Below are 25,247 nucleotides of genomic sequence, written 5' to 3' on the forward strand. Positions count from 1 at the left end.
CGTTATGGCGTCGGCCTCTGAACTTCTCCTGCCTCGCCGGGATCTGCCTGAGCCGGACTGGTCATCAGTGCGGGTACGGCGCTAATCCTCACATTCACCCGGCGCTGAAGCGCCAGGACTCCCAAGCGATCCTGATCGTCAGCAAGATCGAACGACACCTCACGGGTCGAACGCCCGCTCATTGGGCCCTGTCACAAGCGGGCCGGAATGCCGGCCTGGGGTCACGTCCTGTCGTTCAGCTTGGCCAAGCGAACGTCCGCTTCCCCGGTGACCGCGGATGTACGGCAAAGTCGGCCCCGTGCCATTTGCAGTCCTTCGCCTGCGAGCGTCGCGAGGTTTGCGGCAGCGCCTACGCATAAATGCAAGCGACGTCGTGGCGGTTGGGCGACAGCGTGGATTGGGCCTTCGGGCGCCTGGAGTGTCGCTTCAGTGACTTGATGATCGCCGAGCCGCCCGGTCAAAAGCCTCGACGAGGGTGTGATACAGCGCAGGCGGCAGATCATGCCCCATTCCATCGATCAGCATGAGGTCCGCATTCGGGATCGAAGCTGCGGTGTCTCGGCCGCAAGCCGGAAGGAAAATCGGATCATCGGTACCATGAATAACAAGCGTCGGTGCGGTGATGGTCGCCAGGCGTGAGCGACGGTCACCGGCCATAGCCATCGCGGCGATCTGCCGTGCGGAGCCAGCGGGATCATAGGCGCGCCGGGTTTCCTCCAGGATCAGGAGGCGATGCGCCCCCTCGTCGAACCCGTGGCCGCTGCCGGCGATGCGCCGTGCGAAGGCAAGCCTGTGCGCGAGGAAACGGGCTTCGTCCGAGACGGGATCCGGCGCCGGGCGCATCATGAGCGCCATGACCTCGGGCGCGGCCTGCGGCAGCATGGGATTGCCCGTGCTTGACATGATCGAGGTCAGGGACAGCACCCGCTCGGGATGCTCGCTCGCCGTAATCTGGGCGATCATCCCTCCCATCGAGCGCCCGACGACATGCGCCCGGTCGATGGCGAGGGCGTCGAGCAACCCAATGGCGTCCGCCGCCATGTCATAGAGCGTATAAGGAACGTCGGGCCGCTGTCCGGCCATCAATGCAGCCGCCAGCGCACCGAAATCCGGCGGAGGACAGTGGTGGAAATGGGTCGAGCATCCGGTGTCTCGGTTGTCGAACCGGATTACGCGATAACCGCGCGCCGCCAGCGCCTCACAGAACGGAACGGTCCAGCGGATCATCTGCGTGCCCAACCCGGCGATCAGCAGGAGCGCCTCATTGGCCTCGTCGCCGAAGCTGTCATAGGCCAGATCGATCCCATTGGCTTTCACGACAGTCATGATGCTATTCCGCCCGGGGTAAGGTTAGTTGATCCTGCGGACCAAACGCCAGGCGAAGCACGTGCGACCGCACGTCCTGCGGCCAATTCGCAGTCCATTGCTCCAGCTTTGGACGATCATCCACGAAGAGCGCGCGCGTCGCCTCCTCGTAGCCCGGCAGATCGCCCGCCATGGCCAACATGAAGTGATAGGCGGCATCCTGCGCGGCACGATTATGTTGTCGCGTTCCCCCGCTCCGCCGGGCCTCATCCACCAGCCGTCTCAGGGCGGCAGATGCGCCACCCGGCTGAGCGGCCAGCCAGTCCCAGTGCCGCGGCAGCAGTGTCACCTCGCGCGCAACGACGCCCAGTTTTGGTCGCCCCCGGCCCCTTGGTTCGGAACTCTCGTCTTTCGCAGGTTCAGTCGCCTCATCCGCACGGGGGCGGTAGCGCCCAGCATGCGTCTGAGGCGGCTGGGACAATCTCTCGACAATGTCGGCCTCGGACCCGCGCAGGTCCAGATCGATGACGCGGCCGGTCGCATCGTCGAAAACGAGGATCGCGTTCGATGAGTGATTGTCGGTGGCCGCTTTGACCGCGAGAGCCACTTCGATCAGCGGGCCGGAGAGGAGCACGCGATGACCGTCGAAGGCCGTGCAGGGTTTGGCAAGGAGGTCGGACACGTTCGGCACCACAGGTTAGCCGCTAATTATAACCCGGATAAAAAACTTGCGTCAATATTGCCCGGGTAGTATTCACGGAGGGCGTCCTTGTGGACGCCGAGGCGATTTGCAGTCGTCTCGCAACGGACTGAAAGGTGTGGCAGGATGAAGGGCGAGGCGCGCAAGGCGGCAGTGGCAGCCTACAAGGAACGCAAGGTCGTCGGCGGGGTGTACGCGGTTCGCTGCGCGGCTTCCGGCGAGACCTGGGTCGGACACTGGCCCAACATCGAGACCATTCAAACCCGCCTGTGGTTCACGCTGCGACAGGGCACCCACCCCAGGAAGGAGCTGCTTGACGCTTGGCGTCGCCACGGCGAGGCGCAATTCAGCTTCGAAATCCTGGAAAGGCTCGAGGATCAAACATCATCTTACACGCGTGACTCGTCTTTGAAGGATCTGACGTCCCGTTGGCGGGAGAAATTGAAAGCCAACCCGATTTGAAGGAGAGGAGTTCCAACTTCCACCTGTCGCGCATGCGCCCGACCTGATCCATCACCGATGAGGAGCGTCCCGAGAAGGATCCGTGCTTCGTCGCTCCGAAGGACCACTCCGGGTTAAACGGAGCCATTGAGCCCGAAACTGTAAGGTCCGCTTACCCGCCCAACAGCGGATCCTCAGCATTCTTCGGCTTCGTGCCAGGCAGTATAGCCCACGATCCCGCGCGGATCGGTGCGGGTTTCTATGGCACGGGCATCGGGGTCATGAGTGAGACCTGCTCGTCAGGCTTGGCCTCGAATTGTTCGCCGATGGCGTCAATCGCCTACATTCGCTTGATCTGGTGCGATTGCAAGCACTAGAGCCATGCCTTGCTTCTTGATGATGCCCAAGCGGGTAAGGCCGAAAATTTAATTCAAGTCCTTTTATGCGGCGAACAAGCCGACACCGCGGCGGATTGGGGCGCGTGGATGTCAGCCATGTGAGGACGCCAGGAGGAATTCAAGCCCTTTTAGAACCCGCGGGAGTAGGAGTGGGTCCCTCTGAGCGGGGCGTACTTTGCCCATAAAAAAAATCGCCGTTGGCTATGTATCTCACCCCGTCCCTGGATCTCCGATTGATGCGTGCGACGGATCGACCCGCGTTTGGAGCGTAGTTACTGCTCCAGGCAAAGGGGTCTTGTGAGAGACGGAGAGTCGTCTTCACTCTCCGCCTCGGGCGACATCAACTCGAGGGACAGTAACAGCGGTAACGCGATCACAACTCTACACATTGGTCAGTAGACCTCTTCGCAAGCTGTTATCGTGTGATCGTTGTTGTCACCTGGGGATGTTCGCTCTCCACCAGCGCAGATGTATCGACCCTGGCCTTTGGTCTCCACCTCCCCAGCTTCCGCCATTTTCTTGAGAAGCTGGCGGATGTTGTTGCTGGGAACGTCAAGCCTTTCTGCAATCCCGGCTGGGGCGATCGGTCCGTCCGCTTGCTTCAGCACCGACAGAATGACTTCACGCTGGTCGCTGCGCCGAACCTCTGACGCAGGACCCACAGCCGTACAAGAGCCGGTGCTTCGATCTCCTCGATATCCCGTCCCCGGCCGTAGAGAGTGTCACCTCGGCTACCCTTGTCCAAGATCAGGATGGTATCGGCAGCGCCCGTGAACCCAGTCGTCCCGGATACCATATCGAAGGGATCGTCCGCTTTCTTTCTTCGGACATGATGCACCACCAGAATCGCCTGATCGACCATTTCTCCAAAGGTCGGGAGTGTCGGCTCGTACTCCTTTACGGTGAGCGGATTCCGCCCCTCTGCCAGATGCGAACGTGCCAGCGCGGCCAGTTCCCTGGCACGCGCCAGGTTTATGGTGCTTGCACTGCCTAACCCATCCCCCGCAGTTTGCCTGAGCCTGTCTCGCCCCTCTCCTTCCAGCGGAAGAGGAACACCCAGCGGCGGCGCGAGCCATCTGGCGAGATTGAGAGATACAGTCCGCCGCCGTCAGCATGCCGCCCAGGCTTCTTGAGAGTTGAGACAGCTCTCGCGCTCAACCGGTTTGTCATTCGCGCCACGGTCTGCTTCCCTACGGCCCAAACTTTGGCCCCAACACCGGCTTCGGATTGTCATGAACAATCACGGACTTGAGCGGACTACAGTTCTTGAAACCACCGTAGAGTCAATAGATTCGCGAACACACATGGACGGTCATAAAAAGGAGTGAGACGGACACCCCTCCGCCATCATCCAGGGCTCAGTTGATCGTAATCACACGCAGATTCGCAGGACAGGCTTCGCCCTCCCCCATCACATGCGTCCCTTCTGCTGCTGGCTTGGTTATGGAAGACCGCGCCCGCTCATCCGGTGGGCAGCCATCGTGCTGCTGAGCGCAGATGATGTCGGTATCACCGAAATCATGCGTTGGTCCGGCACCTCCAAGGCCTGTGTCTGACGCTGGCAAGAGTACCTCATGCACGAGGGCGTTTACGACCTGCCACGCAACCAGACGCGCTCCTCCCGAATCAAGCCGCCCGGTCCTGGCAGGGCCGAGCGGGTTGTGCGGACGACCGGAGATGAAGGTCGGATCACGGTGAATTTCGTGACGATTGGCGGGTATCGCCACGAGCGTAAGGGGCGTGCCGCGATATCAGCGGGTCTCGGTGAATCCCGTTTGCATAGAAACTGCCAGCCCCCAGTCTGTGTGGCATGGCGATGCCGACGGATTCGGAAAAGGCTCTGCCGGGACGTTCACCACGGTTCGCAGGACCGTCAAGACGACGTCAGCCGAAGTGTTCGTCATTTGATAGTGCCCACATCGAGAGCGCCCGGAAAGTGAAGGGCACCCGAGGGCCCTCTGCCGGACCTGGATAGGCTGCTGCCTTCCGACGTCATGTCCCAAGCCTCGATGGCCTCGCGGACAGTCTCTGGAAGGTCGAGAGGCCGCATGCTGAGTGAGCTCCTGTTGGAAGTGATATCTGCCAGTACAGCCCGCCACTGCTCGATCTTGGCTGACCGCCGTGCTTCGATTTCGTCGGGAACTCTCTTGGTGGACCAGCCCGAGGAGGCAGCTAATAAGCCCAGGAGCGTACTCATGTCATTCTCCCGTCTTCCGTAGAGTAACATGATGAATATTCGTTCTTCAGCTTAGCAGACGTGCGTCAACACACCTGGCGGGGCATCATTGCTTGGAGAATGGGTTTGTGAGGACCTTGGGCTGTGCCATCGAAATGGCCGGGATGGCTTCATCCTCCACTTCCGAAACGACTGAAGTGCCTCTCGCAGACCTTTCGCGCGCTCCTCCGGGGTTTGGGGGGTCCATACTCCGAACGCCAAACGGATCGCGGTCGTGTGCCTCATGCCAACTGCTACCATGCAACGGCCTGTGCCGCTCGCGTACGCAAGCAACTTGGCGACGATCAGGATGGAGGTGGCTGCGGAATCTCTTCAGAAGGAGACACGTTCTGCTCCCGCCTCCCAAGTAACCGCTGCAGGTCATTGCCCAGCTGATTGACAGGGATCGCCTCGTACTGAGATACGGTTACGCACCGGCTCTCAATGCTGGCCATCACGACGGCGTCGGCAGTATCTTGCTGCTCTTCGCCCGCCTGAGTACTCGCGGGATCGCTGCGGACGTCGCCTGGGCTGCTCCCGCTTCTCAGAACGATGACGTACCAGACGTTGCCGGATTTTGCAGCGTCCCCTAGCGCCCGAGCCCTCTGCTTTGCTTCATTCAAAGCCTTTCGGCGCTCTTCGGTCGACTCTCCCCGTGTGAAGGCGAGATTAGGGGGCGTATCGCCGCTTTCGCCGTACGGATGCACGAAGTTCAGCGTCATCCTCAGCCCGTCGACCTTGACCTCGTTGACCGGAAGCGCGGCGGCCTCCTTTCGCCCTTGAACAAACTCACGGACCGCCACGTCGCATGACCGGAATTCATCCTGCTCCTGCTCGGCTCGGTTTGGCGAAGTTCGCTCTACGGCAGAAGTGCTCCGTTTCCGAGACGTGGCGCCGTCTACTCCTGCGGACGCAACCAGGACCAATGCAGCAGCCAACATAAATGCCCGCATCATGGCTTCATCCTCCCGCCATACGGAAAGTGTCGCCATCTCGACCAAAGGCCAAGCTGTGCTGGGTAACGGATCTGCAGCCGAGATGGCCACTGTCTCATATTAATACTTTTGCCAGGTTCTTTGTTGCTACATCTTTCGAGTGTCGCTCAGACACATCGTCTCCCATCGGCCCGGGAGAGATGGGTTGAAAGACTGTGTTCCGGGGTGTTTCTCATCTCCTAAGCCGTCTCGTCAGCCGTGGCGTCGCCGTGGTGAGCGGCTCGTCGAGCCCGTCGTCCGTCCTATCGCACCGAGCAACGTAAGGAACCGTCCAGCATAACCGTCGCTTAGAATACTGAATCCTCTACAGCGAGTTCCACATCCGGGGTCACCAATGCCGCTGAGCCAAAACCCCATTGTTGAGTGGCCGGCAGAGTTCGAGCACCTGGTCCAAAGTCTTCAGATTTCGGCCGATGCCGATAGCACGCGCAATGGCCACATCGATGTCGATGTAGATGCCGAGACCCTTTTCCGGCTCAATGTCTTCGAGGCCCGGATGCGACACCGACGGGTTCGCCTGAGGGTGCCCGGCACAGATGAATGTCTCGTGGCCGAGATGAACGTGCTGGTGGGTTTGGGAGCCGCAGACAACCCAGGCCGGCGCAGCGCCAAGGTCCGCATCAGCTTCCACGACATCCAAGAGGATGGCTGCGTCGACCCCGTTCCTTCAGATGAAGCCGCGCTCTTCGTTCACCCCGGCTGAGGGAGCCACTCGATTTCGTCGGCGACAGCCAGCATCTCGTTACCGGTCTTCGGTACTCCGGCTCAGTCGCCACCGATTAGGACTTTTGAGCTATGGGGCATACCGCTGTTGCGCCAAGGCCCCGGCATTGACGCTGCGCCGCTCCCAAGCAAGGCTTAGCAAGGGAGGTACGGGGAAATGGCCATGCTCAAGCGCCTACTCGTTACAGCAGCGATCGCTACAGGGGTTAGTCCGGCGATGGCGGACATCATTGTGGATCAGGCCATGATCACAGCGGGCGAGCTGCGCGTGACCGGCCGTTTGAGCAGACCACGCCAGACCGCCCTGACCCTCGATAGCCAACACCAGACGAGAAGCGATGCGAATGGACGCTTTGCCTTCCGGGTCGTCTACCACCCTGCCGATTGCATCGTCACGCTTCGGGCGGACGACGAGCAGCGGGACGCCGTCATAGGATTTTGTGGCCAGAGAGGGCCGGAAGGACAGCGAAGCGAGGCGCCTCCTCAACAGGCGAGCATCGAGCAACCCGTGGCGGTTGGTCCTCCAGGCCCCTCCGGTCCTCCAGGCCCCTCCGGTCCCCCTGGTCCGCAAGGTCCCAGCGGGCCTCAGGGACCCGCAGGACCTCCGGGTCCGGCAGGGGCGGACGGGCCGCAAGGTCCGCCAGGACCTCCGGGCCAAGCCACGACCGATGGACAGCCTGGCCCCATAGGGCCTCCAGGACCAGAAGGGCCTCCTGGACCACCAGGCCCGCAGGGCCCCCAAGGCGTTGCAGGTCACCAAGGACCGCAAGGGCCACAGGGGGCTCCTGGTCCCAAAGGAGAAGCCGGCGCTGCGGGGGCGCCCGGACCCGTTGGACCGCCCGGCCCCCAAGGCCCAGATGGACAGGTCGGCCCACCCGGACCTCCAGGGCCCGCAGGCCCGACCGGAGCGGCTGGCCCGCCTGGAGCTCCTGGTCCGATGGGGCCCGAGGGCAAGCCTGGAACAGCCGGAACCATCCTTCGGGTACTCGTTCAGCAATGCACCCAAGGCGGGCGATGCGCTGCACGGTGCGATGACGACGAGTATCCGATTGGCGGAACCTGCAACCGGGGCGACCAATTCGCCATGGATGAGACCAGCGTCTATTGCTTCTCTGTCAATGAGAGCGATAACGGCATCCGCGCCAGGGCGATTTGCGCCAGGAAGTGATGGACCTTTGTCCGTGAGAACCGTGCGGCAGATAGACATGGATGCTGCCGCACGTGCCGGAAGCACGGGCATCAGCGCGCCTTCTGGTGAAGGTGGGCGAATGACTTTGGGATCTCAGCGCGACGCGGCCGTTCTGCTTACGGCGCCCAGGGCCATGTCTTGCGACGTGACGGCCGCATGGAGGGCGGAGGCCAGGAGCTGCGCGATGCAGTCGTAGCCGCGATCACCCAAGTGAAAGCGGTCGCCCGAGAGCATGGCGTTCAATGTATCCGCAGAGCGCTCAGCCCACTCCTTCATGAGCCGGTAACGCGAGAACACGGGCACCTGCTCGCGGGCCGCCGTCGCGCTGACGAGCCCGACGAAGCGCTCGTATCGGCCAAGATCCGGGATGCCGGGATAATATTGCTGATCGAGAAGCAGGAGATCGACATGCGCGGCCTGGACGGAATCGATCCCCTGCTCCAGCAGAGCCACGAAGCGCCCCTCGTCACCACCTTTGAGGATATCGTTCGTGCCGACCTGCCAGATGACCAGATCCGGTTTGCTGACCTTCAGCACGGCCTCGAGGCGGCTCAACGTCTCGGCAATCGTCTCGCCGCCCCGGCCGGCATTCTCGACCACCACTTGCGCTCCCCAGATTGCGGCCAGATCGGGCTGGAGTTGGGCCGGATACGACAAGGCGGGAGCCGAAGCCCCGATCCCTTCCGTTGAGGAGGAGCCGATCGCCAGGACTCGAATAAGCTCCTGCCGCTTGAGCCGCCGCGGAAGGCTCTCGAGCTTGCCTGAAACGGAGAGAACTGGCCGTTTTGCGGAGCACGCTTCATCCATAGCCAGGGCAGAACCGCCCATTGCGACCAGAGCGAACCCTATCGCGGCAAAGGCTCCGACGACACCGCGAAATGCCCCGCTTGTCCCCTTCGCTCCGGCCGCGATACGGCCGAGCTCTTCTTGTTCCATTCGAGATACCGCGCCAGTGCCAGAAGCCCCAGGATGCCGAAGATCGTGAATACCATGCCGACTAGATGCGGGCTAGCGGACGATTTCACGGCTGCCAAAGTCATGATGACCTCGCCCAGGGCGCTCAAGATGGAGCCGACGGCAAAGATCGGAAGGCCATTGCGGCCCAGGCGCATCATCTCGGCTCCGAACCAGCTTCCCTGAAGGAGGTAACCGAGACGAAGCTGTGTTACGACATAAGCCAGCGCGAGGAAATGGAGCACGCGTCCAAGTCCGAGATCGCTCTTGACGATGTCCAAATCCTGAAAGGCCTGCCAGAGCAGGCCCGGTGCCTGACCGAAGGCCTCCGTCATGATCACCAGGGATGCCGCCAGGATAAGAACAGCGCTCGCCAGCGTAATGCGGAGATACGGCACGCCCGAACGGGCCAGGAAGGCGCCCGTCGCGATCCCAATGGTGAACAGCAGCTGCCAAGCGAACGGATTGAAGAACCACCGTCCCGGCTCGGGCCAGCTCGGGAAGGCCAGGATATCGACTCGAGCGAGGAGATAGATGCCGACGGACACGAGAACCGCCAGGGCGACATGAATCCGCATCAGGATCATGGCAACCGGCGCCCACACCATGAGGGCGATATAGAGCGGGAGGATATTGAAGTAGCCGAGCTGGTGCCCGAGCAGGAGAATGCCCGTGATCCCCTGGGCCGTGTTGTCGAAGACCGTGCCGCGGCCATGGGCCTCGACCATCGAGAGATCATCGCTCAGCACATACCCCACCGAAAACAGGGCAATGGCCGCGCCCGTCAGGATCAGGTGCATGCGATAGAGCTCGAGCGAGCGCCGGAAACAGCGCCCGATCACGCCGATGGCATCGCCTCGCGGGATCCTGGGATAATAGACAAGCGCAACGGACAACCCCGAGATGAAGACGAAGGCCTCAGTGGAATCGGAAAAACCGTAGTTGCGTGGCGTCAGGTGCTCCAGGAGGTTGCCCGGGATGTGGTTGATGAAGATCATGACGAGGATAAATCCGCGCCAGAAATCGATGACGGTGTTGCGACCGCTGGAAGCGTGCATTCCCGAACCCTCTGACTTTGATGATCACCGAAATCGCCGAACTTATCGGCCAGACCTAAGGTCGAACCTCGAATCGACCAGGAGCCTTCACCCCCGGGTTCGGTATCCCAGACACCGTCCGGCGAGGCAAGCGTGGCAGAGCACCGCGCTCAGGGTCGAGCGGCGGCACCTCCCATGTCCCGGCACGAGGCGGGCTTCGAAGGGCAAGCCCACTTCTTCGCCCTGAAGCGGCTTCCGCGAGACTCAGGTCAGGTTCTCGCTGACCTGCAGAACCGGCTGCACGCTCGTGAAATTCGGGATATCCCCGAGGACCTCCTGAGCATGGGCTTCCGCCGCTTGCTGGAAGTCCTGCATCGAACGGAAGGTGAGCAGCGCTATCACCTGATAGGTTGCTGGACTGCCATCCGGCGCATGAATGCCCCGCAACAGGCGCACGTCTTCGAGGCCCATGGGGCCCCACCGCTCCTTCACGAGCGGTATGTGCGTCTGCAGGTAGTAATCGTGATCGAACGACGATCCGGGGTCGTTCGGATATAGGGCGGCTATAAGAACCATGGCTTCCTCCTCGGGCCGGTATGCTCCGGCTCCTGACGAGGCTCTGCTCCGAATGCCCGATGGGCAAGTGGGCGATGCTGCCTCAAACGAGGGATCACGGCGGTTATCGGTAGGATTGTCAGATTTTCGCTGCCTGCGACCGCGCCCCTTTGAATCGCAGGCGCGCGTAGCCGACAACCGTAAAGATCAGCCATGCAGTCTGTGTGATGAACGACGGCAAGTTGAAGTCGAAAATCAGGGAGTAAAGGATCGCGAGCGCACCAATGCCGTTGAGCAGTGCATAGTAGCCGTCCTCGACTTTCAGCCTGCCGAGTTGCAGCAGACCATAGGCCGAAACATAGGCCGCAACTCCGACCAATCCCACGAAATCAGCGACGCTCATTGCCACTCCCTTGGCGTGATGCAGACTTATGGCATGTCGCGCATCGTTCATGAAGAGGGCTCCACGGGACAGGGCCCGGACCTCGCCCGGCCCTTGAAAGAAGGCCAAGGCTGCTTGATCGGAAGTGCTGCTCATGGGGTCCGACATCGTGTGTAATGGTACGCAACGGAACACCTGACAGGGTGCTCGCCGAGCCCTCGATCGCCGGGTTTGCACTTTCAGGAGTACCGGGCTTGCAGCCTGCCCAGGAGCGCTCCCAGCACCATCACACAAGGCCATGAATGGTGATGTCCAACGGGCAGCTTTGCCGCAAGGTCCGCGACCCGAGCGGCCGATCGATACGCCCGGGCCTGCCACCCGGAAGGCGCTCCGGAGGGAACAGCCCAGCAGAACGGGAATTGCCTTGGGAGGCGGCGCTGAAGCCGCTCTTTGGAGGAGTTCGCCCAATGTCCGACCGCAAGCAGGATGGTCAGCAACCGGAAGCTTTGCGCTCTCTGGAATCCGCCGCGAAGGCGGGAAGCCAAAAACCGAAGGACCAGGGTCTTGAGGCCCGTGGAGACACCGCGCCGGTCTCCGCCCCTCTGGAGCAGGAGCAGGAAACCGCCGCGAAGGTGCTTGAGGAGGGAGTCAGGAAAAACCCGCAAGGGATGGAGGAGGCTGCCCGGAAGGCTCCGGAGCGATAGCCTTCCTCTGGCTGCAGGAAAGCCCTCCCCGATCCGTTTCTCGAGCGTTCAGGAAACCGCACCCGCGAGGTACAGAACGACGCCTGCGGCCGAGCAGGCGGCGAGCGTCGGAAGCATGCCTGCCCTGAACCGGAACATGGCGATGACGGCCGCCGCCGACAGCAGCAGCGCCCAGGGATCGACGCTTGCGAGAACGGGGGCATCGAAGGACAGGCCCAAGCCGCGCACGGGCCATGTCTCGCGAAATACGGTGTGGATGGCGAACCAGACGGCGAGGTTCAGAATAACGCCGACCACCGCCGCCGTGATGGTCGACAGGGCACCGTGAAGGGCCTCGTTGCCGCGCAATGCCTCGATGAACGGCGCTCCCAGGAAGATGAAGAGGAAGCACGGCACGAAGGTCACCCAGGTGGCGAGCAACCCTCCGAGCACGCCCGCCGTGAGGGGCGACAGCGTTCCGGGATCCCGGAACGCCCCGATGAAACCCACGAACTGCAGGACCATGATGAGAGGTCCCGGGGTGGTCTCGGCCATACCGAGGCCGTCCAGCATCTCGCCGGGCTGGAGCCAGTGATAGTTCTCGACCGCCTGTTGGGCGACGTAGGCCAGCACCGCGTAGGCGCCGCCGAAGGTCACGACGGCCATGGTCGAGAAGAAGGTGGCGATGCGGCTGAACACGTCGTCGGGCCCGAGCGTCACCAGCAGGAGCGCAGCGGGCACCAGCCACAGCGCGAGGCAGATCCCTGCGACCCGGAGAGCCCGCGTCGCGGAGGGACGGGCATGCTCGGGCAATGTCTCCCCCAGAAGAGCCTCGGCGTCCGCCACCTGCTTGCCGTCCTTGGCCGCGCCGTGCCCGCCTCCGACCCGGAAGGCCGGCAGGCCCGCGCGCGCGCCGATGAAGCCGATCGCGCCGGCAGCAAGAATGATGATCGGGAAAGGCACGCCGAAGAAGAAGATCGCCAGGAAAGCCACGGCCGCGGGAGCGACCATGATCCGGTTCTTGAGGGCCTTGCCGCCGATCCGCACCACCGCCTGAAGCACGACCGCGAGCACGGCCGCCTTGAGGCCGAAAAACAGAGCCGAGACGATGCCGACCTTGCCGAACAGGACGTAGACGATGCTGAGCACCATGATCGAGACGACGCCCGGCAGGACGAACAGCACTCCGGCGATGAGACCGCCGAGCGTGCGGTGCATGAGCCATCCGATATAGATGGCGAGCTGCTGAGCCTCGGGTCCGGGCAGAAGCATGCAGTAGTTCAGCGCGTGCAGGAAGCGGTTCTCGCCGATCCACCGCTTCTCCTCGACGATGATCCGGTGCATGACGGCGATCTGGCCCGCAGGACCGCCGAAGCTCAGCATCGCGACGTGGATCCAGACCCGGAAGGCTTCGCCGAGGCTCACGCCGTGTGAAGCCTTCGGCTGCCGCGTGGGCGCGTCCCGAAGTGTCGTCTTTTGCTCCATCTCACGCCCCCTGCTTCAGGACCGGCCAGTTGTGGGTCTCATCGGTCGCGTCCCGGCACCAGCGGTAGAAGGAATCGTACACTATCATCCCGGCCTCGAGCTGCTCGAGATCGTCGGCGTACATGCGCGAAAGGCCAAGGGAGGCCGCCAGCAGGCCCGGCGCCTCGGGTGCGAGATCGGGGCGGGCAGTGTCGGCTCCGCGGACGATCCTGGCCAAGTGCAAAAGCGGTTCCGTCCCGAGGCCGAACTCCTCCACCATGGTGTCGAAGGTGCATTTCTCGCCACGATGGCTCCAGAAGACGCCCTCGCCCTCGATGTCGAACGGAGCGGCGCCGAAGCGCTGCGCGACGGCGGGGACCTCGGACGGCGTGACGAACAGGAACACCGCCCGGGGATCGACGAAACGGCGGATCAGCCAGGGACAGGCGATCCGGTCGACCTTGGGGCGGGCCCGCGTGACCCAGACCGTGCGCCCGTTCCCGTCTCGGGGCGGCAGGACAGCCTCCGGCACCATCGGCAGGCCCGCCTGTGACCAGGCCAAAGCGCCGCCTTCGAGGGAGTCCGCGGGGATGCCCTCGTGGCGGAGCCAGGCGGCCACGCCTTGGCTGATCTTGAGGCCCTTCTGGCAGATGACGATGGCGGAGCGTCCCCGAACCTCCGGGGCCCATTCGTGGACCTTGGCCCAGGGGCGGCGAACGGCGCCCGGAATCAGGCGCGGATCGGCGGCGAAGTCCTCGTCCGTCTGGACGTCGATAAGAAGCGGGCACTTGGGCGTGCCGATCAGGCGGGCGAGCTTGTCGGTGGAGATCGTGTTGATCGACGGCATGACGAAGCGTCCTTGCTGAAGGTGAGCTGGACGCGATGCTTGGGCATGTCGCCTCGTGAGGGGATCGCAGCCCCCATGCGCCAATTAGGCGCCAGACGCCGGGCTGTGTCAACGAACTTCTGATCGGTTGCGGAGATCCGCCTCTCGGTCCGCCCGACAGCAAGGACAGGGACCGCTTTGCCTGATCGATTGAGGCGGAACTGATGAAAGACAGACATATTTGATTCAGGTCGGCAGGAGACCATTTCAAACGTTGATATGGCGACACAGGCCCCAAGCGAGGCGGATATGACCAGGGATGAACTTGCCGACAAGCTCGACCATCTGGATCCTGGAGCGACGATCACGGTCCCCAAAGAGGTCCTGGCCCGCATCTTCGACGAGGCGACATTGTCCTACGATTCCCAGGAGGCCCTCAGACGGATTACGGATTTCGCTCTCGAATACCAGTGCAGCTTCTCGTTCCATGAACATGAAGATGCGGTGCCCTGCTTTCAGAAGGACGATGTTTTCTGAAAGGTCGCCAAGCAGGCTCGCCGCGGATCACAGACCCGTTGCAGGGGTGACGCGAGGCGGTGGGAAACAGACGCCTTACGATCGCCCACCCCACCGGAACAGGAGCGTGCTCAAGGGCGGAAGCCTGAGCGTCAGGGAGAAGGGCTGGCCGTGCGAGGGAGCGTCCTCCGTGGGCAAGCCGCCTCCATTTCCCATGTTGCTCCCGCCGTAGATCTCAGCATCGGTATTGACGATCTCGTGCCAGAGGCCTGCCTTCGGCACGCCGATGCGGTAGCCCGTTCTCGGAACAGGCGTCATGTTGCTGACCGCGAGGATGACGGAACCTCCGTCACCTGCCGTTCTCAGCATCGCAAAGACGGAATTCGCCGAGTCGTCCGCGACCGCCCATGCGAAGCCTCTGGGGTCGCTGTCGGTGCTATGGAGTGCAGGCTCGGAGGCGTAGACGCGGTTCAGATCGCGCACGAGCCGCTGAACTCCCGCATGGAGCGGGTGATCCAGCAGATCCCAATCGATCGAAGCGTCATGGTTCCATTCCCGGTTCTGGGCGATTTCGCCCCCCATGAAGAGGAGCTTCTTTCCCGGGTGGGCCCACATGTACCCGAAATAGGCGCGGAGATTCGCAAAACGCTGCCACTCGTCGCCCGGCATCTTTCGGATGAGGGATCCCTTTCCATGCACGACCTCGTCATGGGACAGGGGAAGGATGAAGCGTTCCGAATACGCGTAAATCATCCCGAACGTGAACGCGCCGTGATTGTAGCTGCGATAAATCGGATCCTGCTCCATATAGTGGAGCGTGTCGTGCATCCAGCCCATGTTCCACTTGAAGGTGAAGCCGAGCCCCCCCTCCTCGACGGGCTGCGTCACACCCGGCCAGGCCGTGGATTCCTCCGCGATCGTGATGGCGCCGCGACCCCGCTGGGCGATGATGCTGTTGAGGTGCTTGAAGAACTCGATCGCTTCGAGGTTTTCCCGTCCGCCGAACTTGTTGGGAATCCACTCGCCCTGTTTTCGGCTATAGTCCCGGTAGAGCATCGATGCGACGGCATCGACCCGGAGCGCATCGATGTGGAAGCGCTCCAGCCAGTGGAGCGCGCTGGCGATCAGAAAACCCTTCACCTCGTTTCGACCGAGATTGTAGATGAGCGTGTTCCAATCCTGATGGAATCCCTCCCGCGGGTCCTGATGCTCGTAAAGCGCCGTTCCGTCGAATTGCGCGAGGCCCCAGACGTCGGTTGGGAAGTGAGCCGGGACCCAGTCGAGGATCACTCCAACCCCAGCCTCGTGGCACCGGTTCACGAACTCGGCGAAATCATCCGGCGTTCCGTATCGTCCGGTCGGAGCGAACAGGCCGAGCGGCTGATAGCCCCATGAACCGCCGAACGGATATTCCATGATCGGTAGAAGCTCGATGTGGGTGAACCCCATTCCCACCACGTAGGGGATCAGACGATCGGCCAGTTCGGTCCAATCGAGAGAGCGGTTCTCCTCCTCCCGCAACCGCATCCAGGAGCCGGCATGGACCTCGTAGACCGAAATGGCTGAAGCGTCCGTCTGGCGGGCGGCTCTGTTACTCATCCACTCGGAATCCGTCCACGCGAAGGGCTCCGACCGCGCGACGACGGACGCGGTGCCCGGCGCCGCTTCGCCCGATCGCGCAACCGGGTCTGCTTTCTGCGGAAGCAGCTGACCGTGAGGCCCGATCAGCTCGTATTTGTACCGCTCGCCGGGGCCGAGGCGTGGGACGAAGAGTTCCCATATGCCGACCTCGCGGCGCAGCCGCATCGGATGGCGCCGCCCATCCCAACTGTTGAAGTCTCCGACGACGGAAACCCGCCGGGCATTCGGCGCCCAGACGGCGAAGCGTACGCCAGGGACGCCGTCGATGGTCATCGGCTGCGCACCCAGCACATGGCTCAACTCGTAGTGAGTGCCCTGCCCGATCAGATGCAGATCGAGGTCGCCGAGGAGAGGACCGAAGCTGTACGGGTCCTCGGTTTCCTGAACGGCGTCGGGCCAGTGGATCCGGAGCTTGTAGGACGCCTGGTGCTCGAGCCGGCCGGCGAACAGCCCGTCCGCATGCACGAGACGGAGCCGGGCGATCTCGCGACCGCTGCCGATTTCGACGATCTCGACAGCCGTGGCGCCCGGCATGAACACGCGGACGATACTCCCCTGGTCGCCAGAATGCTGACCGAGAATCGAGAACGGATCTCCATGGCGTCCCTCGATCAAAGCCTGGATGCCGGCTGGGTCGGTGCCGGCGAGGAGAACGTCATGTCTCGGCGTCATTCATGGCCTCCTGTGCCTTCTTCCACGAGGCGATGCACGAGCTCGGAAAGGCCGCGAAGGGGTATCGTCAGCCATTTCGGGCGATTGGAGGCCTCGTATTGGACTTCATAGGCGGCTTTCTCCAGAAGGAACAGGTCGAGGAGCGCCCCGTGCCTGCCGGAGGAGAGCCCCAGATCGGGAGCCTGGGACGTGGTCTCCCAATACGCCTCCAGAAAGGCCTTCTCGGCTCCGGCATGGAAGGTCCCGAGCAGGGATTTCCGGATGTCGCGGAACTGCGAGGTGGAAATGTCCTCGTCGGGCATCGAGGCTGTGACGGCCACGTAGTCGAGCGAGCGGAGCAATCCGGCAACGTCGCGGAGCGGGCTCGTCTTCGCGCGCCTCTCGTCCAGCTCACGCACGGGTTCTCCTTCGAAATCGATGATGTAGGCATCGCCCTGTGCGACGAGGACCTGCCCAAAGTGGAAGTCCCCGTGAATGCGCGTCAGCAGCGTCCCGCGACCGGTTTCCGCGAGCCGGTCGACAGCTGCGGTCAGCCTGTCACGCTGCTCCAGGATACGCCCGGCCTGTGCCGCGGGTTCGGCGTCCAGCTCTCCGTGAAGCCTGTCCAGAATGTCGAGAGCGGACACGAGCTGATCGCGGGCCCTCGCCTTCCAGGATTCGATCTCGTCGGCTCCGGCCTGGACCGGCGCGAAAGCGGGATCGTCCGTGGGCGCGGCCAATGCCACGTGCAGCTCGCCCAGCCGGCGTCCCACGACCTCGGCGAAGTTCTCCAGCGTCGTGAAGATTCCCTCCTCCGGAACGGCGTCGTTCTCGATGAGCTCATACTCGTCGAGGGTCCGCTTCAGGTTCTCGAGCATCCAGTTCCAGGCGTCGCCCTGGTTGCGGATCGCTCCCTGGACGATTCCCAGCGTATGGGGTGTCCCGTCGCCCGAGACCCGCAGGATCTGTCCCAGGAGAGGCGCGGAGTTCTGGTACCCCACCTTGGTCAGATATTGCGTCACCTCCGCTTCCGGGTGCACGCCGGCGAAAACGCGCCGGACCAGCTTGATCATGGCAAGGTCGCCGATGATCAGCGAGCTGTTCGACTGCTCGGCTGACAGCCAGCGGATGGGAGCGTCCGAGGTGACCTGCAGGCAATCGAGCTGGGGAGTGCCCTCGAACCGGATCTCTCCGTCCGGGGTCTGCACCGCGGATCTCTCGCAGAGGGCCTGGAGGACGGCATGCGCCCATCGATCGACGGCAAAACCATCCGTCAGGAATCCGACTCGAGGGCCCCGGCGAACCCGCGCCAGCGCGAGCTGCTGCGGCAGGGGCGACGGGTTGGCGCTTTCCCATGCAATGCCGAGAGGCATGAAGTAGCGCTCGGTGCGCTGGCCGACCGATACCTCGATTTCCGACATCAGGACGTCATCCGTGAACGGCATGTCCACCGCCCACGGAATCCGTGCCTCGTGCAGCGTCTCGTTCTTGGAGGCGAACCAGCGCCTGATCGGAAGGTAGGTCGGCAGGATGTCCCGGGCGATCATCTCCATGTGTCGATTGTCCAGGCCTCCGTGGAGGGCGCCTCTTAGAACCAGGGTCTCGAATTCGGTCAGCTGCTCGGGAGGGGCCGTTCTCCATTGCGGGCTCTCGACCTCCGTCGTCAGCTGGAACCAGTAGAAGCCATAGGGCGGCAGGGTCAGCAGGTAGGTCAGCTGGCCGATTGGCGGGAACGGCGACGGGCCGGTCATCTCGACCGGAACCCGGCCGGCGAAGGCGGACAGATCGAGCTCCACCGCCTGGGGCGTCCGCGACAGGTTCGCGACGCACAGGATCGTCTCGCCCTCATGCTCGCGCAGATAGGCCAGCACCTTGCGGTTCGTCGGGTACAGAAGTCGAAACGTGCCGCGTCCGAAGGCGTGGTGGTTGCGGCGGAGCATCAGCATGCGGCGCATCCAGTTCAGGAGGGAATGCTGATCGCGGCTCTGCGCCTCCACGTTGACGGACTCGTATCCGTAGACCGGATCCATGATCGCCGGCAGCACCAGGCTCGCCGGGTCGGCCCGGGAGAATCCACCATTCCGGTCAGGCGACCATTGCATGGGTGTGCGGACACCGTCGCGGTCACCGAGATAAATGTTGTCGCCCATGCCGATTTCGTCCCCGTAATAGACGACGGGGGTTCCAGGCATCGACAGGAGAAGCGCATTCATCAGCTCGATCCGTCGGCGGTCGCGCTGCATGAGCGGCGCCAACCTGCGACGGATGCCGAGGTTGATGCGCGCTCGCTTGTCGGCAGCGTAGGTATTCCAGAGGTAATCGCGTTCCTCATCCGTCACCATCTCCAGAGTGAGCTCGTCGTGGTTCCGGAGAAAGATGGCCCATTGGCAGTTCTCGGGGATCTCAGGCGTCTGGCGGAGGATGTCCGTGATGGGGAAGCGGTCTTCCTTCGCAATGGCCATGTACATGCGCGGCATCAGGGGAAAATGGAACGCCATGTGGCATTCGTCGCCGTCACCGAAATATTCCTGGGTGTCCTCGGGCCATTGGTTGGCCTCCGCCAGCAGCATCCGGTCCGGATAGGTCTCGTCGAGGGCAGCGCGGATCTTCTTCAGGACCTGGTGGGTTTCGGGGAGGTTTTCGTTATTCGTGCCTTCCCGCTCCACGAGATAGGGAATCGCGTCGAGGCGAAGGCCGTCGATGCCCATGTCGAGCCAGAACCGCATGACGCTCAGGACTTCCTTGAGGACGCGCGGATTGTCGAAGTTGAGATCCGGCTGGTGCGAGTAGAAGCGGTGCCAGAAATACGCTCCCGCCGCGGCATCCCAGGTCCAGTTCGATTTCTCCGTGTCGAGAAAGATGATCCGGGTCTCGGGATATTTCTGGTCCGTGTCCGACCAGACGTAGAAATCGCGCTCCCGCGAACCGGGCTTAGCGTGGCGCGCACGCTGAAACCAGGGATGCTGGTCGGACGTGTGGTTGATCACCAGTTCCGTGATGACGCGCAGGCCGCGGGCATGCGCCTCGCGGACGAAGGTCTTGAACTCCTTCAAGGTTCCATAGTCGGGGCTCACATCCCTGTACTCGGCGATGTCATACCCGTCGTCGAGGCGCGGGGACGGATAGAACGGCAGCAGCCAGACCGTGTTGACGCCGAGCGAGGCGATGTAATCCAACTTGGCGAGCAGGCCCGCGAAATCGCCGATGCCGTCGTTGTTGGCATCGAAGAACGATTTGACGTGCAGTTGGTAGATGATGGCGTCCTTGTACCAGAGCGGATCGTTCCCGAGAGACGCTTCGCTCTTGAGAGCCGTGTCGTTCTTCTTGAGCATTCTCACTTATCCTTTGGGGCAACTCGCCAGATCGAGAAGGGAATCTCGGCCGGGTCGCAGCGGATGCGCTGATACTTTCCGGTCCAGCTGAAGCGGTGGTGACGTACGAGATCCTCGACGGCCAGCGTGCCGTGGTCCGGGAGACCGAACTTCCAGAGCGGCAGCTCCACATCCGCTTCCTGAACGTTGTGAGGATCGACGCTGACGGCCACGAGCAGAACGTTCTCACGCCCGGGCGTCGCTTTCTCGAAGAACAGCACCTTGTCGTTCCAGGCATTGAGGAGCGAGATGTTGAGATGGGAATGGAGCGCCGGGTTGTCGCGCCGGATCCGGTTGAGGATCGAAATCTCGTTGATGATGTTGCCCGGCCGGTCCCAATCCCATGCGCGGATCTCGTACTTCTCACTGTCGGCGTATTCCTTCTTCTTAACGTCCGGGCGGCCTTCGCAGAGCTCGAAGCCGCTGTACATGCCCCAGAGGCCGGAGAGCGTCGTCGCAAGAGCGGCCCGGATCAGGTACGCCGACCGGGGAGCATTCTGCAGGAAGTCCGGATTGATGTCCGGCGTGTTCACGAAGAAGTGCGGCCGGAAGAAGTCTTTCGGCGCCGTCTGCGTGAGCTCCGTCATGTATTCCGCCAGCTCCCACTTTTCATTGCGCCACGTGAAATAAGTGTAGGATTGCGAGAAGCCGATCTTCGCGAGCCGGTACATGATCTTCGGCCGCGTGAAGGCTTCCGCCAGGAAGGCGACGTCCGGATGGTCGCGCCGCACGTCCGCGATCAGCCACTCCCAGAAGGGGAACGGCTTCGTGTGCGGATTGTCGATCCGGAAGAGTTTGACCCCCTGCTCGACCCAGAGCAGGATGGTGTCGCGCAGCTCCAGCCACAGGGACGGCACCGCCCCCTTGGCGTAGAAGTCGACATTGACGATGTCCTCGTACTTCTTGGGAGGATTCTCGGCGTATTTGATCGTTCCATCCGGCCGCCAGTCGAACCAATCCGGATGCTGCTTCAGCCAGGGATGATCGGGTGAGGCCTGAACCGCGACGTCCAGCGCCAGTTCCAGGCCGTGCTCGGCCGCAGCCGCCACGAGCCGCCGGAAGTCCTCGAACGTGCCGAGCTCCGGGTGAATCGAGTCGTGACCACCCTCTTCCGAACCGATCGCATAGGGGCTTCCCGGATCGTCCGGACCCGCCGTAAGGCTGTTATTCCGCCCTTTCCGGTGGGTTCGTCCGATCGGATGGATCGGGGGCATGTAGAGAACGTCGAACCCCATGTCGCGGATGTACGGGAGCTTGCGGATCACGTCGTCGAACGTGCCGTGACGATGGGGATCGTCGCTCATCGAGCGCGGGAACAGCTCGTACCAGCTCGCGAAACCGGCGGCGCTCCGCTCCGCGTCGACCGGGATCGGCCTGGAACGCACCAGGAAGGGCCGTCGATCCGCCGCCGTCATGATCTCCGACGTCTCCGGGGCCAGAAGGATCTCGAGGCGGGTCTCGTAGTCCGCATCGGCGAGCCTTTCTGCCAGCGGCCGGACGCGCTCGGCGATGCCGCTCCCTGTCTCGGCGTGCGCCGCCTCGACCAGCAGGCGCCCCTCCTCCAGCTCGAGCGTGACGTCGAGGCCGGCGGCGTACTTCTTCTCCAACTCCGACCGGAAGATCGCGAACGGATCGCGCCAGGCCTGGACGGCGAACTCGTACCGGCCGAGGCGTTCCAGTGGGAATTCCGCGCTCCACCGATCATTGACCATCAGCGTCATGCGGGTCTCGCGCCATCGATCTTCGTCGGCAGCCCGCCAGAGCAGCGCTGCCACCAGCGGATCATGCCCGTCGCCGAAAATATCGGCCTCCACCCTCACCAGCTCACCGACGATGCGCTTGACCGGAAATTCCCCCTCGTCCACGGCCGGTGTAATCCTCTCGATCACGAGCCGGGGCGCGGCGGTTGCCTGCTCCACGCCCGGGACGGACACCGCGCCGACAACGGCTGCGAGAGGTTTTCCTTCCAGGATCCGGACCTCGCCCGGCCGAAGGAGGACGGTGGTGGCCGGTGTGAGTTCGGCCCCTTCCCCGCCGATCTCCTGGAACGGCATGAACTGCGCGCCGCTCTCCGAAACCAGGAACGACCCCGCCGCCTGCGCTGTCCGGCGCAGGTCGGCGTTCGCGACGACCAGACGGGCTGCCTTGCTCTGCCGAACATCCTCCGCGTCGGTTCTCAACAAGGCCGTGACGGGAGACGCATGTCCCACGACGAGATGCACGGGTTTGCGCGTGAAATGTCCATTACTGCGGGCGAGCACCTGGTTCGCCGTCCGAACCTCTCCCGTGAGATCGAACATCCCTTTCTCGCGCAACGTTCTCAACCCCATCCCGTCGCCGCGCGTCGGATCGAACCTGTCCCTGCTGCCGAATTCGAACCCCATGGGCAGAAGCAGACCGTCCCCCAAGGCGGCGGAAAGGCGCAAGGCACGGGTGGCGCGGCGCTCGAGCACGTCCATGGGCTCGACCTCGTGCACGATGCGCTTGTCGAACGGAGCTTCCGGGAACGCGATCTCGTAACCGATGCCCCGTTGCAGTTCGTGTTCGTCGACGATCCAGTCCTCCCGCAGATCCCACCATCGCAGCGAAGAGAACGTGCCGTCGAACCCTGCTCCGCGCAGCGCCCGCCTTGCCTCGAATCTGGCGCCCGGGGTCCAGGCGAGGAAGCGAACCTCGGATGCATTTCCCCGGACCATGCCGATGAGGCGCTCCAGAGCCGCCGGAGGCATGCTGTCCCAGTGCAGGCAGCGAAAACCCGATACGCCAGCGGCCGTGGCAGCCCGCAGCCGGTCCGCGAGCATCGCCAGATAGGGATGATCGGCCGGATCGGCGCCATCGAAGGGAACGACGACAGCCTCCCTCTCGCCCGGATCCCGCCGGGGATCGGGAATGTCGGAACCGGAGGGTGCGAGACCGAGCTCATGGGCAAAGACGCTGTCCGCCGCAACCCGGTCGACCGTCACGTCGACGGCCAGGGACAGATTGCGTGCTTGGGTCTTCTCGACGAGGCGGGCCAGAGCCTCGACGGCGTCCTCGTGTCCGAGAGCTGGATGAAGGCGCCTCATGTCGAGCGGAAGGAGGATGCTGCCGCTGTGACCTGGCTCGAACGGAGGCGCCATCAGAATGGTGTCGAAGCCCAGGTCGACTGCGTGATCGAGGATCTCATCCCAGGCGTGAAAGGGCCCCGCCAGCAGCGGGTGCACATAATAGATTCGAGGCCCCGTCTGGTCCCTGCCCTCTGCCCGGGCCATTCGAGGATGTGTACGGACGTTGTCTGCTGGTGACACGATTTGCCCTGCCGCTGTTCGATCGGATCAACCTGTGGCGAGTTCACGACCGACGTCTGGAACGCAATACTTGACCGGCGTGTCTCCTCGTCAGAAACAGCCCCTCTCCGCCTTTGGTTCCTGTCGCAAACAAGATCGCTCGGGGTGGACCTGGTGAGAATCGGCCGATTCAGGCCGGCGCCGTTTCAGGTTCCGGAGATGGGTTGCGTTCGGCATCCGGAGCCGGATGCGCCTCCGTCACTCCGGCAGGGATACGACTGAGGCTGGAGAGGAAGCGCTGGCACCAGGCCTCGACCGTGTTGACCTGCAAACGCTTCATCATCGTGGCCCACCGTTCGCGCCTTTCCGCCAGGGGCATCTGGAGCGCCCTCGCGATGGCGGCAGCGCACACTTCCGTGTCATAGGGATTGACCAGGAGAGCGCAGTCGAGCTCATGCGCCGCGCCAGCAAACCGCGACAGAATCAGAACGCCGGGATCGTCCGGTTGCTGAGCGGCGACGAACTCTTTCGCGACGAGGTTCATCCCGTCACGCAACGGCGTTACGAGGCCCACGCGAGACATGCGATACAGGCCCGCGAGCGCCGCATGTCCGACGGTCCTGTTGACATAGCGGACAGGCGTCCAGTCCACTTCTCCGAGATTTCCGTTGGTCCATCCGGCCTGTTCCGCGATCTCGCGCTGCATGCGCTGATATTCGGGGACGTCGGAGCGGGATTTCGGCGTGATCTGAATGTAGGTGACCCGGTTGCGGAAATCGGGATTGGACGTGATGAAACAGGAGAATGCCTCGATCCGCTGCTTCAATCCCTTCGAGTAATCGAGCCTGTCCACGCCGATGATGAGGCTTCGGTTGCCCAGGCTCGCGCGGGTTCGACGGACCAGAGCATTTCGCTCCGCTCCGGCGGCGGCGCGGGCAAAGGTTTCGGTGTCGATCCCGACGGGAAATGCACCGATCCGAACCCGGTGGCCGTCGATCTGATGCTCACCGGGCCCGACGGACGATCCGATGTTCTCGCCAACGAGGCAGCGCTCGAAATTCTCCGCGTCCTGGGGCGTGTGAAAGCCCACCAGGTCATAGGCGCCGAAGTTTTGGAGAAGGCGGTGATAGGCCGGCAAGGCGCTGGCGACATCGGGCGGCGGCCATGGGATATGCAGAAAGAATCCGATCCGATTGTTGGAGCCCAGCTTGCGGAGTTCCGACGCCAAGGGGATGAAGTGATAGTCGTGAACCCAGACGATATCGTCTGGTCGCAGCAGGGGGGCGAGCGTGGCCGCGAATGCCCGGTTGACCCGGAAGTAGCCATCCAGCTCGTGACGCTCGATCTGCACGAGATCGAGCCTGTAGTGACAGACGGGCCACAGGGCGCGATTGGCGAAACCCGCGTAATATTCGTCGTAATCCTGCTTGGCGAGATCCATAACCGCGAACGTGATGTTGCCCGCCTGTGAGATTCTCGCTCCCTCCGACGGGTTCTCGACGGTCTCGCCGGACCATCCGAACCAGAGGCCACCGCTCTGCTTCAGGGCTCCCTCGAGCGCAACGGACAGGCCGCCGGCTTTGGTCGAGCCGTCCTTGGGAACGGGAACCCGGTTGGAGACCACGACCAGGCGCGGGCCGGAGGCGGACGCCCGTCTTCTCTCCAGCTCCGATCCGGACGCTCTCTTGCGGGAACGGGACACCCGGTCCGGCATTTCGGATCGACCCACCGGCTGTCGCGGTGCATCGGAAGCGGGATCTGGAATATCGGCCATGGCTTGACCTTGAAGGAAGGGTGAAATTTCAACCATCCGTCCAAGGGGCAGTTCCCACCGGCGAAAAATAAGCTTTGGGATAAGTCCCCAACCTTGGCCTTGGGAGAGAAGCGGGAGGGATGCGGCGGGGCGTCACGCCTTCTTGCGAATTTGATAACTAT

Annotated in this window: 19 protein-coding genes; 5 read left to right on the forward strand and 14 right to left on the reverse strand. The window is 63.0% G+C overall.

Annotated elements, in window-relative coordinates; genetic code table 11:
* Nucleotides 1-426 precede the first annotated feature (426 nt).
* Both E4K09_RS21150 and E4K09_RS21155 read right to left on the reverse strand, forming a co-directional pair.
* Nucleotides 427-1,326: an alpha/beta fold hydrolase gene (locus E4K09_RS21150; RefSeq protein ID WP_134499678.1), complete on the reverse strand. Its 900-nt coding sequence runs from the start codon at nt 1,324-1,326 to the stop codon at nt 427-429.
* Between the two features lie 4 nt (nt 1,327-1,330).
* A complete protein-coding gene (locus E4K09_RS21155; protein ID WP_134499679.1) occupies nt 1,331-1,987 on the reverse strand; it encodes a DUF2239 family protein in 657 nt (218 codons plus the stop codon).
* 144 nt (nt 1,988-2,131) lie between these two features.
* Between E4K09_RS21155 and E4K09_RS21160 the strand changes: the two genes are divergently transcribed.
* Nucleotides 2,132-2,467: a GIY-YIG nuclease family protein gene (locus tag E4K09_RS21160; protein ID WP_134499680.1), complete on the forward strand. Its 336-nt coding sequence runs from the start codon at nt 2,132-2,134 to the stop codon at nt 2,465-2,467.
* A 799-nt stretch (nt 2,468-3,266) separates the two neighbouring features.
* A complete protein-coding gene (locus E4K09_RS21165; protein WP_134499681.1) occupies nt 3,267-3,494 on the forward strand; it encodes a hypothetical protein in 228 nt (75 codons plus the stop codon).
* A 1,870-nt stretch (nt 3,495-5,364) separates the two neighbouring features.
* Here E4K09_RS21165 and E4K09_RS21170 read toward each other — a convergent pair.
* On the reverse strand, nt 5,365-6,015 hold the full coding sequence (locus E4K09_RS21170) for a hypothetical protein (protein ID WP_134499682.1): 651 nt from the start codon (nt 6,013-6,015) through the stop codon (nt 5,365-5,367).
* Between the two features lie 373 nt (nt 6,016-6,388).
* Between E4K09_RS21170 and E4K09_RS21175 the strand changes: the two genes are divergently transcribed.
* Nucleotides 6,389-6,757 carry a hypothetical protein gene (locus E4K09_RS21175; RefSeq protein WP_134499683.1) on the forward strand — a complete coding sequence of 123 codons (369 nt, stop codon included), beginning with the start codon at nt 6,389-6,391 and terminating at the stop codon, nt 6,755-6,757.
* A 448-nt stretch (nt 6,758-7,205) separates the two neighbouring features.
* Here E4K09_RS21175 and E4K09_RS30760 read toward each other — a convergent pair whose 3' ends face one another.
* From E4K09_RS30760 to E4K09_RS21200, 5 genes are all read right to left on the reverse strand, one after another.
* Nucleotides 7,206-7,553, reverse strand: a complete 348-nt coding sequence (locus E4K09_RS30760; RefSeq protein WP_280177487.1) for a hypothetical protein — start codon at nt 7,551-7,553, stop codon at nt 7,206-7,208.
* Between the two features lie 506 nt (nt 7,554-8,059).
* Nucleotides 8,060-8,902: an SGNH/GDSL hydrolase family protein gene (locus E4K09_RS21185; RefSeq protein WP_134499685.1), complete on the reverse strand. Its 843-nt coding sequence runs from the start codon at nt 8,900-8,902 to the stop codon at nt 8,060-8,062.
* On the reverse strand, nt 8,812-9,978 hold the full coding sequence (locus E4K09_RS21190) for an OpgC family protein (protein ID WP_134499686.1): 1,167 nt from the start codon (nt 9,976-9,978) through the stop codon (nt 8,812-8,814). The genes E4K09_RS21185 and E4K09_RS21190 overlap by 91 nt, the downstream gene beginning before the upstream one ends.
* Before the next feature lie 243 nt (nt 9,979-10,221).
* Complete coding sequence (locus E4K09_RS21195) at nt 10,222-10,533, reverse strand: EthD family reductase (RefSeq protein WP_134499687.1); 312 nt, start codon at nt 10,531-10,533, stop codon at nt 10,222-10,224.
* 118 nt (nt 10,534-10,651) lie between these two features.
* Complete coding sequence (locus tag E4K09_RS21200) at nt 10,652-11,050, reverse strand: CBU_0592 family membrane protein (protein ID WP_244610622.1); 399 nt, start codon at nt 11,048-11,050, stop codon at nt 10,652-10,654.
* A 311-nt stretch (nt 11,051-11,361) separates the two neighbouring features.
* On the opposite strand from E4K09_RS21200, the gene E4K09_RS21205 reads away from it, so the two are divergent.
* Complete coding sequence (locus E4K09_RS21205; RefSeq protein WP_134499688.1) at nt 11,362-11,598, forward strand: hypothetical protein; 237 nt, start codon at nt 11,362-11,364, stop codon at nt 11,596-11,598.
* Nucleotides 11,599-11,646: 48 nt separating this feature from the next.
* On the opposite strand, the gene chrA is transcribed toward E4K09_RS21205, so the two are convergent.
* Nucleotides 11,647-13,062 carry a chromate efflux transporter gene (gene chrA / locus E4K09_RS21210; RefSeq protein WP_134499689.1) on the reverse strand — a complete coding sequence of 472 codons (1,416 nt, stop codon included), beginning with the start codon at nt 13,060-13,062 and terminating at the stop codon, nt 11,647-11,649.
* Nucleotide 13,063: 1 nt separating this feature from the next.
* Nucleotides 13,064-13,888, reverse strand: a complete 825-nt coding sequence (locus tag E4K09_RS21215; protein WP_134499690.1) for a chromate resistance protein ChrB domain-containing protein — start codon at nt 13,886-13,888, stop codon at nt 13,064-13,066.
* A 288-nt stretch (nt 13,889-14,176) separates the two neighbouring features.
* Between E4K09_RS21215 and E4K09_RS21220 the strand changes: the two genes are divergently transcribed.
* Nucleotides 14,177-14,404, forward strand: a complete 228-nt coding sequence (locus E4K09_RS21220) for a hypothetical protein (protein ID WP_134499691.1) — start codon at nt 14,177-14,179, stop codon at nt 14,402-14,404.
* Nucleotides 14,405-14,479: 75 nt separating this feature from the next.
* Here the strand turns inward: E4K09_RS21220 and glgB are convergent, their stop codons facing one another.
* The 4 genes from glgB to otsA all read right to left on the reverse strand — a co-directional run bounded on the left by glgB (nt 14,480) and on the right by otsA (nt 25,086).
* A complete protein-coding gene (gene glgB / locus E4K09_RS21225) occupies nt 14,480-16,696 on the reverse strand; it encodes a 1,4-alpha-glucan branching protein GlgB (RefSeq protein ID WP_134499692.1) in 2,217 nt (738 codons plus the stop codon).
* On the reverse strand, nt 16,693-20,007 hold the full coding sequence (treS, locus tag E4K09_RS21230) for a maltose alpha-D-glucosyltransferase (protein WP_134499693.1): 3,315 nt from the start codon (nt 20,005-20,007) through the stop codon (nt 16,693-16,695). The genes glgB and treS overlap by 4 nt, the downstream gene beginning before the upstream one ends.
* Before the next feature lie 2 nt (nt 20,008-20,009).
* Nucleotides 20,010-23,297 carry a maltotransferase domain-containing protein gene (locus E4K09_RS21235; RefSeq protein ID WP_134499694.1) on the reverse strand — a complete coding sequence of 1,096 codons (3,288 nt, stop codon included), beginning with the start codon at nt 23,295-23,297 and terminating at the stop codon, nt 20,010-20,012.
* Between the two features lie 205 nt (nt 23,298-23,502).
* Nucleotides 23,503-25,086: an alpha,alpha-trehalose-phosphate synthase (UDP-forming) gene (gene otsA, locus E4K09_RS21240; RefSeq protein ID WP_244610623.1), complete on the reverse strand. Its 1,584-nt coding sequence runs from the start codon at nt 25,084-25,086 to the stop codon at nt 23,503-23,505.
* Between the last annotated feature and the right edge of the window lie 161 nt (nt 25,087-25,247).

It is taken from the genome of Microvirga pakistanensis (assembly GCF_004458765.1).
GTDB classification, from domain to species: Bacteria; Pseudomonadota; Alphaproteobacteria; order Rhizobiales; family Beijerinckiaceae; genus Microvirga; species Microvirga pakistanensis.